The organism is Mesocryomonas fontinalis, assembly GCF_055730125.2.
The window spans coordinates 81108-93516 of record NZ_JBUZWG020000007.1 but is presented as its reverse complement, the minus strand read 5'-3'; the positions used below and the strand labels follow the sequence as shown (position 1 = coordinate 93516).

Below are 12409 nucleotides of genomic sequence, written 5' to 3'. Positions count from 1 at the left end.
TCAGTTCCTCATGTCGCGGATGGCGGTGACGAGACCTCGGGTGGAGCCGTCGCGCCCGGAGGCGTCGGCGTCCCCGGTGACGACCGGCAGAAGGCCGGTGGCGAGCTCCTTGCCGAGCTCGACGCCCCACTGGTCGAAGGCATTGATGCCGAACAGCTGGGCCTCGACGAAGACCCGGTGCTCGTAGAGCGCGATGAGGCGCCCGAGCGTGAACGGATCAAGACGGGCGTGGAGGATGGTGATCGACGGGCGGTCGCCGGAGAACTCACGGTGCGGCGCGATGCGCTCGGCTTCCGCTGCGGGGGCGCCCTTGTCCAGCATCTGCTGGCGTGCCTCCTCGAGCGTCCGGCCGCGCATCAGCGCCTCGCTCTGCGCCAGGCAGTTGGCGAGGAGCAAGTCGTGGTGCTGCTTGAGGGCTGGCTCGTGGCTGTTGGCGGCGACGATGAACTCGGCCGGGATCGCCCCGGTGCCTTGGTGGATCAGCTGGTAGAAGGCGTGCTGGCCATTGGTGCCGGGCTCGCCCCAGACGAGCGGGCCGGTCACCGTCGGCGTGCGGCGGCCGTCGAGGCCGACATGCTTGCCGTTGGATTCCATGTCCAGCTGCTGGAGGTAGGCGGGAAAGCGCGCCAGCCGCTGGTCGTAGGGCAGGATCGCGCGCGCCGAGTAGTTCTGCGCGACCCGGTGCCACCAGCCGACGAGGCCGAGCAGCACCGGCAGGTTCTCCTCCAGCGGCGCGGTCTTGAAGTGGCGGTCGAGGCTGCGCGCGCCCTCGAGGAAACGGCGAAAGTTCTCCGGGCCAACGGCGAGCATGATCGGCAGGCCGATCGCCGACCAGAGCGAGTAGCGCCCGCCGACCCAGTCCCAGAAGCCGAACACCCGTGCCTCGTCGATGCCGAAGGCTGCGACCTTGTCGAGCGCGGTGGAGACGGCGCAGAAATGCGCGGAGACCGCATCTTCGCCCAGCGCCTTCGCCACGAAGGCGCGCGCGGTGGCGGCATTGGTCATGGTCTCGGTGGTGGTGAAGGTCTTCGACGCGACGATGAAGAGCGTCGTCGCGGGATCGAGCCCCTTCAGCGTATCGGCAATATGGGCGCCATCGACGTTCGAGACGAAATGCGCCCGCGGCCCGTCGTGGAAGGGGGAAAGCGCAAGCGTCGCCATCGCCGGCCCAAGGTCCGAACCGCCGATGCCGATGTTGACGACGTCGGTGAATGGCTTGCCGGTGGCGCCAAGGGTCGTGCCGGCGCGGATGCCGTCAGAAAAGCCCGTCATCGCCGCCAGCACCGCCTCGACGTCGGCCCCGACGGGCTCGCCGGCGGCGGCAAAGCCGTCCGACGGCTGACCGCGCAAGGCGACATGCAGGACCGAGCGCCCCTCCGTCGCGTTGATCTCAGCGCCGGCGAACATCGCGTCGCGCTTGGCCTCGAGCTCCATCTCGCGGGCGAAGGCGAAGAGCGCAGCGAGGTCGTCGGCACCAAGCGCGGTCTTCGAGACGTCGAGGAGCAGGTCGTCCAGCCGCGCCGACATCGCGTCGAAGCGCTGCGGATCGGCGGTGAAGCGGGCGGCAATGCCTTCGGATTTGGCGCGTTCGCCACGCTCGACGAGGGCCGTGATGGCCGGGCTGGGAGTGGCGGCGGTCTGTGCGTTCACGTCAACGTTCCATGGTCGGTTGCAGGTGGCGGTCTCGGTGCCGGATGCCGTCGCCGGCAGGATAGGGCCATACCGGGCAATGATCGAGGGGAGCGGCCATTATTTCCTGTCGCAGTGCAGCAAGAAGGTTTCGGCGCCTACCCCTCACAGGCACGTGACAGGTATTGATGGCGAGATCCGGAACGGCCGGCGACGGCGCCCATTCATTCACCATCACGCCCCACGGAAAGCGTTTTCCCCGAGTGCCTGTATCGGTTTCTACCGACGCGAAGCCGGGGCTTAGAGGAGAATGAAGATGAAGAAGTTCGTGATCGCCAGCGCCGTTGCCGCCATGATCCTGCCCTCCCTGGCATTCGCCCAGGAAGCCACGCCGGCGACGGGCATGCAGGGCATGTCGACGCCTGCCGCCAGCGACTACACCATCGAGATCAAGACCAATCTCGACGTCGCCACCGGGACCGACAACACCGATTCCAGCATGAACCGCAACACCGACCCCGCCGCCATCCAGCGGACGATCGACGCTAATCCGGGTCTAGCCGAAAAGCTGGCATCCGAGGGCGTGAAGATCGAGGACATCGGCAACCTGTCGGTGCAGCCGGGCGGCAAGGTCGTGGTCTACAAGTCCTGAGACGTCTGAACGGCCGGCACAACAGTACGGCCTGAGAGAAAAAAAGGCGTCCTTCGCAAGAGGGGCGCCTTTTTCGCGTCGATCGCCGGAGGTCGAGACGGCGCGTCAGTCGATGGTAACGGTCTTGACGTTGACGAACTCGTGGATGCCCTCGTGCGAAAGCTCGCGGCCATAGCCGGAGTTCTTGATGCCGCCGAAGGGGAGGCGCTGGTCGGAGGCGGTCATCCGGTTGATGTAGGTGCCGCCGGCCTCGAGTTCGCGGGCGAAGCGCTCCTGCTCGGCCGGCTCCTCTGTCCATGCCGAGCTCGACAGGCCGAAATCGCTGTCGTTGGCGAGCGCGATCGCCTCATTGATCGAGTTCACCTTGAAGAAGATCGCCACCGGTCCGAACAGTTCCTCGCGGTAGGCCGGGGCGTTCTCCGGCACGTCGGCGATGATCGAGGGCTGGTAGAAATAACCCGGACGGTCGACGGCGGCGCAGCCGGAGACGCGTCTGGCGCCCATCGACAGGCTCTTCTCCACCTGTCCGGCGATCTCGTCGCGGATTTTGGCGGTGGCGAGCGGCCCCATGTCCGTGCCGGCATCCATCGGGTCGCCCACCACCATGGCGTCGACCTTGGCGCGATAGCGTTCGAGATAGTCGTCGTAGACGTCGGCATGGACGATGAAGCGCTTGGCGGCGATGCAGCTCTGGCCGTTGTTCTGCATGCGGGCGCGCACGCCGACCTCGGTCGCCTTGGCAAGGTCTGCCGAGGGCATGACGATGAAGGGATCGGCGCCGCCGAGTTCGAGGACGGTCTTCTTCAGGTGCGCGCCGCACTGCGCGGCGACGGCCCGGCCGGCCGGCTCGCTGCCGGTCAGCGTCGCGGCCTTGATGCGGGGGTCGGTGACGATCGATTCGACCTTGGAGCCGGCGACCACCAGCGTCTGGAACACGCCGGCGGGCGCGCCGGCGTCGGTGAAGATCTTCTCGATCTCGAGCGCCGAGTGCGTGACGTTGGAGGCGTGCTTCAAGAGGCCGACATTGCCGGCCATGACCGCGGGCGCGGCAAAGCGGAAAACCTGCCAGAACGGAAAATTCCACGGCATGATGGCGAGCACCGGGCCGAGCGGGCGGTAGGCGACGAAGTTCTTGCCCGCCGGCCCCTCGCGCACGCTGTCGGCGAGGAAGCTGGGTGCGTTCTCGGCGTAGAAGCGGCAGCCGGCCGCGCATTTCTCGATCTCGGCCTTCGCCTCGGCAAGGCGCTTGCCCATCTCCGCGACGGCGATTTCAGCCAGACGGTCGCGGCGCTCGTCGAGGATGTCGGCGACCCGCAGGAGAAGAGTGGTGCGCTCGGCGAAGCGCGTCTGGCGCCAGTCGCGAAAGCCGTGCTCGGCTTTTACCAGCGCTGCCTCGATCTGCTCGGGCGTATGCTCGGCGTAGTCGGCGATCGTCTCGCCGGTGGCGGGGTTGATGCTGCGGGCCATGCTGACGCTTCCTTTCGGCGGTTTATGCCGAGAGGGCTATGTCGCCGGGACGGGGCGCGTCAAGCCGCCCCGTAACAGCATGGACGACGGCGCGCGTTGCTGATGCCGGGCGCGCCAGTTGTCCGCCGGGCGATCAGTACTCGTTCTCGTAGAACACGCCGACCTCGCCGCCACCGCTCGCCGAGACCGCGCCGCGGGCTTTCAGGCCCTTGCCGAGGTCGAGGTCGATCGACACCCGGCCGGTCGAGTCGACGCCGAGATAGGCATTGTCCGTCAGATACTTGCCGACGCCAACCGCGGTCTGTCCATCGGCATTGGTCTTGATGTCGAGATCGTCGACACCGAGCTGTGCGCGAAGGTTCTCCAGGAGCCCGTTCGAGCCGCCGACGCCCGCCAGCTGCGAGGCGGCCTCGGCTAGCTGGGCGATCTGCAGTGGCGACAGGTTGGCGGTGCCCTGGCCGAAGATCAGCCGCGCCAGCACCTCGTCCTGCGGCAGCGCCGGGGTCGAGGAGAAGTTGAAGGCCGGATCGTTGGCCGGACCGGTGACGGCGACGCTGACGGTGACGCCACCGCTGTCGGAAGTCGCGAGAAGATCGAGCGTCGGCAGGAGGTCGCCGGTGAAGGTCAGGCGGCCGCGTTGGAAATCCAGCCGGTTCGACAGGATGTTGAAGCGCCCGCGCTCCAGCTCGAAGCCGCCGGTGATGGTCGGGGCCGACGCCGAGCCGGCGATCCGCACCGAACCGCCGAGCTCGATGTCGAGGCCGCGGCCGCGCACGAAGACCCGGCTGGGAGCGCTGAACGTCACGTCGAGCAGCAGGCCCGCGCTGGAGGAGGCGCCGCTCGCCGCCTTCGGTTCGATCTTCTTGGCCTGTTCGAGCACTGAGCGGGGTGCGTTCTTGTGCTGCACCTGGATACGGGCGAGCGAACTCGGCAGGCGCTCGGGCACGAGGACGTCGATGCTCGTGGCATCGATCCGGCCGGCCAGCAGCGGACTTCCGGTGAGCGGCCCGGTGATCGTCAGATTGGCGCCGAGCCGGGCGGCGATCAGTTCGCCATCATTGTACCGGCCATTGGCCAGCTGGATGCGGATGTCGGCGGGAAAGCCGTTCGCCAGCCCGACCGTGCCACCTATCGTGATGGTGCCACCCGCCGCCAGCGAGGCCTGGAACGACCGGATGGTGGCCGTCTGCCCGCTGAGAACGATCGTCGCCGAGATCCCGTTGACGGCGACGTTGGCGCCGGTGTCGGTGAAGCTCGCCCCCGACGTCGAAATGGTGCCGTTGACGTCCGGTGCCGACGGCGTGCCGCGCACGGTGGCGTTCACCGCGACGGTCCCCTTCACCGAGCGGCCGCCCTCGGCAAGGATGGGGTTGGCGATGGCGAGCGGCACGGTGCCGTTCAGGGCCAGATCGAGCTGCGGCGTGCCGGCGAGATTGACCGAGCCGCTGGCCTGGAAGGCGAGGCCGCTGCCGGAAAGGCGGGCATCGAGCCCGAGCCGCTTGTCGGCGAACCGGCCGGTGGCGTTGATGTCGACCGGGCCCACGCCGGCATGGCGTGTCTGGGCGATGCTGAGGCCGCCGGCTCTGAGGTCATAGGTGACGTCCGGATTGGTGGCGGCGCCAGCGGCGCGGACGGTGCCGTTGATCGAGCCGGCCGGATCGATGCCGGGGGCTGCCGCTGCGGCGAGCGAGGCCGGCAGATCGTCGATGGCGACGGTAAGATCGAGGTTCTGGCCGGCCGTGCCGGTGACCGTCACCGTGCCGCCGCCGACGGTGATCCGCGCGGTCTCCAGCGCGACGCCGGCATTGCGGTAGGTACCACGCGCGATCGCATCGATCGCGGGCGCGCCGGCCTGCCGGGTCTGCGCGACGGAGACGTCGTTCGCGGCGATGTCGAAGCGCGCATCGGGGCTGGTCAGGGAACCGGTGGCAGTGGCGGTGCCAGACAGCGTCCCGCGGGCGCCGAGATCGGGGACGAAGCCGTTGGCAAGGCCGACCGGGAGCCGGTCGATCTTCAGGTCGACGTCGAGCTGCTGGCCGATGCTGCCGGTGGCCGACAGCGAGCCCTCGCCGATCCTGGCACGCGCCGTCTCCAGCGTCGCGGTGCCGGCGGCATAGCGGCCGGCGACGTCGAGGTCGATCGGCGCGACGCCGGAGGCCTTCACCTGCGCCGCGGTGATGCCAGCGCCGGTGATCTTGAACGTTGCGGCGGGATCGGCGAGCGAGCCGGTCGCCTTGGCGCTGCCCGAAAGCGTGCCGGCGGCCTTGAGGTCCGGAACAAAGCCGTTGACGAGGGCGACCGGCAGAGCGTCGAGCACGACGTCGAGGTCGAGCGCCTGCCCGATGGTTCCGCTGGCGACGAGCGAGGCCTTGCCGATGTCGGCGCGCGCCGTTCGGATCGTCGCGTCCCCGCCGGCATAGCTGCCGTCGACGTTCAGTTGGATCGGCTCGATCCCGGCGGCCTTCACCTGCGCGGCGGTGATGCCGGTGCCGGTGAGTTGGAAGCTGGCGTTCGGATCGCTGAGCGAGCCGGTCGCCCGGGCATTGCCGGAGAGGGTGCCTGTCGCGTCGAGATTGGGCACGAACCCATTGACGAGGCCGACCGGCAGCTTGTCGAGCGCGACGGTGAGGTCCAGGGCGTCGCCCACGGTGCCGCTGGCGTTGAGCGATCCGTCGCCGACGAGGACGCGGGCGGTCTCGATCGTCGCGGTACGCCCGGCGACGCGACCGGCGACGTCGAGGCTGAGCGGCGCGATGCCGGACGCGGCTATCTGCTCGGCGGTGATGCCGGTGCCCGTGAGGTTGAACGTCGCGTTGGGGTCCTGGAGCGTTCCCGTTGCAGTGGCGGTGCCGGAGATCGTGCCGGAGGCCTTCAGGCCGGGCACGAAGCCGTTGGCGAGGCCGACCGGGATGCGGTTGAGGACGACGTCGAGGTCGAGCGCCTGCCCGACGCTACCGGAAGCGGTCAGCGAGGCATCGCCGAGGTTGGCGACGGCGGTCTCGAGCGTCGCGGTGCCGTCGGCGAAGCTGCCGGCGAGCCGCAGCGTCATCGGCGGGACGCCGCCGGCCTTGACCTCGGCCGCGGTGATGCCGGTGCCGCTGATGTCGAACGTCGCCTGTGGTGCGGTGCGCGGGCCGGTCGCCGTGGCGGTGCCCGAAAGCGTGCCCGACGCCTTGAGGCCGGGCACGAAGCCGTTGACGAGGCCGACCGGCAACTCTGTCATGCGGACCTCGAGGTCGAGCGTGTCGCCGGCGGTGCCGGTGGCCTCCAGCGAGCCACTGCCGACCGTCGCGCGGGCGCGCTCCAGCGTCAGCAGGTTTCCGGCGAAGTTGCCGGCGACGTCGAGTTCGACCGGCGGCACGCCGCTGGCGGCGATCTCGGCGGCGGTGATGCCGGTGCCGGTGAGGGTGAAGCTTGCCGTCGGCGCCGCGACCGTGCCGCCGGCGCGGGCCGAGCCCGAGATCGTGCCGGAGGCGTTCAACCCGTCGACGAAGCCGTTGGCCAGCGCCACCGGGACATTGTCGAGCTCGGCATTCATCGCCAGTGCATCGCCGATGCGGCCGGAAGCGGTGATCGAGCCGTCGCCGAGATCGACGTTGGCGCTCTTGAGGTCGAGCGTACCCTTGGCGAACTGGCCTTCGGCCATCGCCGTCACCGGCTTGAGTTTTGCGGCGCGGGTCTGGCTGGTCTCGATGCCGGTCGCGGCGATCTCGAACTGGGCCTGCGGATCGCCCGACGTGCCGGAAACCGCCGCATTGCCGTTGATCGTGCCGGCGGCATCGAGGTTCGGAACGAAGGGGTTGGCGACGGCGGCTGGGACATTCGTCAGGTTGGCGGTCAGGTCGAGCGCGGCACCAGCCGTGCCCGAGATCGCGACCGAGCCGGCACCGACATTAAGGGTCAACGCGTCCAACTTGGTCGTGCCGTCGGCGATCCAGACGGTCGCACGCTTCGCCAGCGCGATCGCGGCATTCGGGATCTCTGCGGTGAGGCTGTCGAGCGCGACGATCGTCTCCGCAGCGGTGATCTGTGCCTGGCCGGACAGGGCGACCGGGATGCCGTTGGTGCGGGCTCGGGCGTCGATCTGGGTGTAGGCGCCGCGACGGGCGAGATCGATCGCCGCCGCCTCGACGGTCGCGCCACCGGCCACCAATTGCTCCGCGCGGATCGTGCCGGCGGGGAAGGGCGCGCCGAGATAATCCTCGACCGCAAGCTTCAGGCCGAGGCCGTTCAGCGTGTTGCCGGCAAAGGTCAGGCTCTTGGAGGCAAGGTCCATCGTCGCGACGGGAAACTCGCGCTCGTTGACCGACAGGGCGATCGTGCCGTTGAGGTCTCCCGACATGCTCTGCAGCGCCAGCGCCGCCAGCGGCCCGACATTGCCGAGCGCGACGTCGAGCTTGCCGACCGGGCCGGTCTTGCCGAGCAGGACTTGGCCGGTGATGTTGTTCGGACCCTGGCGGATCTCGAGCCCCGACAGGTCCAGCTCGCCGGAGGCAAGCGTCGTCAGTCGCGCATTGCCGGACAACGGCTCGCCGTCGAGTTCGCCGGAAAGCTTCAGCGTGCCGGACGGGGTGTCGGAGGTCACCTCGCCGCGCGCCTCGACCTTGAGGTTGGCGAGCTCGCGGCCGTTGACCTTCAGGCCTTGGCTGGTCAGCGAGATATCGACGTCGGGTTGGATCGTGGGACCGCGGGCGGTGAGCGCGAACTGCGCCTTGCCGGAGATCGCGGCGTTGTTCACCGCCTGCGCGTCGAACGTGCCGTTGATGTCGGCGGTGACCTGCCCGTTCGCCACCGCACCGCCGCCGGTGATCGAGAGACTGGTACCGTTCACCACCAGATTGTCGGCGGTGAAGGCGTCATCGGCGCTCCGGACCACGTGGCCGGCGACCGAAAGCCGGGTGCCGGCGAGCGGCACCAGCGGGGCGGACAGCGCCAGCGTGCTGAAGTCGCTGGAGAGCGAGATGTCGAAGGTCGAAAAATTATACGCCGCAGTGCCGGTGATCGCGGCATTGGCGACCTTGGTCGTGATCTTGCTCTGGCTGACGGACAGGCCATCGGGCGTCAACGCACCGAGCGCCGATATGCTGATCGGGCCCTTCAGGAAACGGTCGGCGACGCCGGCAGGCGCGGCCATCGAGCCAGCGGCAAGGTCGATCTGCAGCGGGCCTTCGAGACCCGAGAGGTTGAAGCCCTGGGCTTTCACCGAGGCGGAGAGGTCCTTCGCGACGTATTCGCCGAAGCCGGCGGTCGGCAGGCGCGCGGTGAGGTCGAGATTGGCGGCGACCAGCGCGCCGGCGAGCTTCGCCTTCAGCTCGGTAACGTCGAGGACCGTCTGGCTCGGTGCCGTGCCGAAGCGCAGCGGGATCGTGCCGCCGTCGCGCGCGGCGATGGCGACATCGAGCGCGGTCTGCGGCCCCGCCCGGTCGAGCGTGCCGGTTACGTTGGCGCGGATCTGGCCGGAGGCGAGCTGCGCCTGGTCGATGCCGATGACGCCGTCCGGCCGCAGCAGCAGCTGCACGTCGAGATCGGCGCCGCCGTCGACATAGGCGCGGTAGGCGTCGGGCACGAAGCGCTCGGCGGCGACGTTGAGCGTCGCGGTGACGCGGCGCCCTTCCGGCTGGTCGGCGACGCGGGCGGTGAGCATCGCAGCGGACTCGCCGCCGACGCTAAGCTGACCGTTGGCCATGAAGTCGGCAAGCGGGCCGCTGCCGTCGATCGTCAGCGCGACCGGCGGCGCGCCCGGCAGCTTCAGGAGCGTCGCGACCAGACCTCCGGCGGGCTCGCTGGCGTTGACCTTGACGGCCAGACGGTTGTCGGCCGGCGCGAAGACGACGTTCGCCGCGATCGTGCCGGGCTGGTCGAGCCGCTCGATGTCGATATTGGCCTCGACGTTGGTCGGGTCCTTCTCGAGCTTCAGGCGGGCATTGGCGGAGAGGCGTGCGCGGGTGCCGGCGATCGCCTCGCCGAGGATGATCTCCTGGATCGCGATCTTCTGGATGTCGGCGGTGATGTTCGGCAGGCCGGAGGACGGCGCGGCATTCGGATCGGCGGGGGCGCTTTCGGGCAGCCGCTCGAGCACGATCTGTCCGGCGGTCAGCGCCTCGACGTCGATGCGCGAGCGCACGACGGCGAGCGGCGACCAGTCCATCGCCAGATCCTTGGCGGTGAGGAACACGCCCTTGGGGTCGGAGACGGTGACGCTGTCGATGCGCAGGTTCCCGGTCAGCGCGCCGCTGAGGCCGGTGATCTCGACCTTCATCGTGTCGGTCGAGATGAGGTTCTGGATCTGGTTGGCGAGGAACTGCTGGGCCGATGCCGGGCGCACGCAAGCCTGCGCGACGAGGACGGCCAGCAGCGCGATGGCGCCCAGGCGGGCGAAGGCGGCGATACGGAAAATGGGAGGAAGCCTCATCGTCAAAACGCCTGTCCGATGCCGGCATAGATCTGGTAGCTGGCGTCGCGCGAACTCGGATCGAGCGGGAAGCCGACGTCGACCCGGATCGGTCCGAAGCCGGTGAGATAGCGGGCGCCGACGCCGACGCCGATCTTCATCTCGCCGAAGTCCGGCACGAGGTCGTTCGAGACCACGCCGGCATCGACGAAGGGGACCAGCTGGATCTTCTCGGTGATGCCGATGCGCACCTCGGCCGAAGCCTCGAACAGCGACAGGCCGCCGGTCGGCGTGTCGTTGAAGCTGTTGTCGCCGCCCGGCCGGTCGACGTCCGGGAAGAACGGGCCGATGGTCTGGAACTGGTAGCCGCGGACCGAACCGCCGCCGCCGGCATAGAAGCGGCGATCGTTCGGGATGTCCTGGAGGTCGGCGCCGAAGATCGTGCCATAGGCGACCCGGCCGGCGAGGACGAAGCGGTCGCTCTGCGTCAGCGAGAGATAGGTCGAGGCATCGGCGCGGGTCTTCACGAAGGCGGTGCCCTCGTTGATCTCGTAGGATGGCTCGGCCATCAGCTTGGCGAAGAAGCCCGAGGTCGGGTTCAGTTTGTCGTCGCGGCCGTCATAGGTGTAGGTGATCGGCAGCGAGGCGATGATGAAACTGGCATCGCCGAGATAATCGGTGATGTCCTCGTATTCGCCGCGGATCCGCGCCTCGATCGTCTGCGTCTTCGACAGCTTGTACTGGACCCCGGACGTCGCGGCGAAGGACTGGCGGTCATAGGCGAGCGGATGCTCCGTCACCGCCTCGACCGAGCCGATATAGACCGAATCCGGCCCGAGCACGCCGGGCTTCTTGAACACCGCCGCGAGCTTGTAGTCGAACTCGTCGGTCTGGCGGACGGTGTCGTCCAGCGCCGATGCGCCGATGCGCGATACCGCGGCGTCGATGCGCAGGCTTTCGGCCCGGCCGAACAGGTTGCGGTGGCCCCAGTAGCCGGAGACGCCGGCGCCCTCGGTGTTGGAGTAGGTCGCGCCGACGCCGTAATAGCGGAACTTGCGCTCGCCGACCTCGACCTGCACCGGCAGCGTGCCGTCCTCGGCCTGCCCGCGGCCTTCCTTGACGGTGACGCTGGAGAAGACGTCGAGCCCGAGCAGCCGGTCGCGCGCATCCGCCATGTCCTCGGGCGAGAAGATCTTCCCCTTCTCGATGCCGGTCATGTAGGCGATGAAGCCGGGGTCGACGTCCTTGTTGCCGTCGACGTAGAGGTCGCCGAAGGGCACCGGGGCGCCGGGCGAGATCGCCAGCCGGTAGTCGAGCTTGCCGGTCGCACTGTCGGCGACGACGTCGCGGTCGGTAACGGCGACGAAAGGCCGGCCCTCGTTGCGAAGTGCCTCCAGCACTTTGGCTTCCTGGGAGAGAATCCGGGTCGAAGCCGCCGAGGAGCCGCCGGCGAGGTCGAAGCTCGCGGGATCGATCGGCACGCCATTGGCGGTGATGTCGACCTTGCCGAGGGTGAACGCCTGGCCGGGATCGACCATGATGGCGACCGGCACGGGCCGCGAGGTATCGAACTCCGCGTCGGGCGCGAGGTCGTCGATGTTCTTGCCTTCGATCAAGACGGTGACGACGCCGTCATAGCGACCGTTCTCGTAGAGCGAGGCGACGAGGCGCTTGCGGTCGTTCTTGGCCTTGGCAAGGAGGCCGAGCGAGCCGGAGACCGGCTGGTCGACGTCGGCGACGAGAGTCGAAGCGGTATCGAGTTCGTCCTTCAGCCCGTCGACATCCGGCATCACGCCAAGCGTTACGGTATAGCGGATGGGATCGACGATCCCCTCGACGGCCTTGTCCTTCTTGCTCTCGAAGATCGTGATCCCGAAGATTTCCAGCGCCTGTGCGGGCGCTGCCGAAAACGGGACCGCCACGCCGGCACAGCCGAGCGCCAGGACCAGCGCCCGCGGTGCCCGACGGCCGGCAGCACAGAGCTTTCGCGAGGGAAAAGGCAGCTTCGGAAAGATCAAACGCACCTCGGACCTGTCACCGTCAACGCGCTTCGGGGAAGGCGACCGACGGAACCAGGCCGCGCCGATCCCCCGATGACGCCGGGTCTAACAAGCCGATAAAACATTAAATAACAACACATCTCGCTGGGGTGAGCCTGACCATCACGTGATCCCCGCCATTCTGCTGCCGGCTGTTGTGGGGCGGTCACAGCGATGGAGGGGAGAGGCGGCAGGCCGTTGCGCCCATTGCCTCCAACGCGAAAGCGCCCG

The 12409-nt window shown here is 68.7% G+C and carries 5 protein-coding genes; 1 reads left to right on the top strand and 4 read right to left on the bottom strand.

What is annotated here, in order from left to right:
• Positions 1 to 1650: a glucose-6-phosphate isomerase gene (gene pgi, locus ACZL02_RS17380; protein WP_472940156.1), complete on the bottom strand. Its 1650-nt coding sequence runs from the start codon at positions 1648 to 1650 to the stop codon at positions 1 to 3.
• 295 nt (positions 1651 to 1945) lie between these two features.
• Here pgi and ACZL02_RS17375 point away from each other — a divergent pair, with 295 nt between their 5' ends.
• Positions 1946 to 2281, top strand: a complete 336-nt coding sequence (locus tag ACZL02_RS17375) for a hypothetical protein (protein ID WP_472932277.1) — start codon at positions 1946 to 1948, stop codon at positions 2279 to 2281.
• 105 nt (positions 2282 to 2386) lie between these two features.
• Here the strand turns inward: ACZL02_RS17375 and ACZL02_RS17370 are convergent, their stop codons facing one another.
• The 3 genes from ACZL02_RS17370 to ACZL02_RS17360 form a co-directional block, all read right to left on the bottom strand.
• Positions 2387 to 3748, bottom strand: coding sequence for an NAD-dependent succinate-semialdehyde dehydrogenase (locus ACZL02_RS17370; protein ID WP_472940155.1), 1362 nt, complete (start codon positions 3746 to 3748; stop codon positions 2387 to 2389).
• Between the two features lie 133 nt (positions 3749 to 3881).
• The gene (locus ACZL02_RS17365) at positions 3882 to 10160 is read right to left on the bottom strand and encodes a translocation/assembly module TamB domain-containing protein (protein ID WP_472940154.1); all 6279 of its coding nucleotides are present in this window, start codon (positions 10158 to 10160) and stop codon (positions 3882 to 3884) included.
• A gap of 2 nt (positions 10161 to 10162) precedes the next feature.
• The gene (locus ACZL02_RS17360; protein WP_472940152.1) at positions 10163 to 12157 is read right to left on the bottom strand and encodes an autotransporter assembly complex protein TamA; all 1995 of its coding nucleotides are present in this window, start codon (positions 12155 to 12157) and stop codon (positions 10163 to 10165) included.
• Between the last annotated feature and the right edge of the window lie 252 nt (positions 12158 to 12409).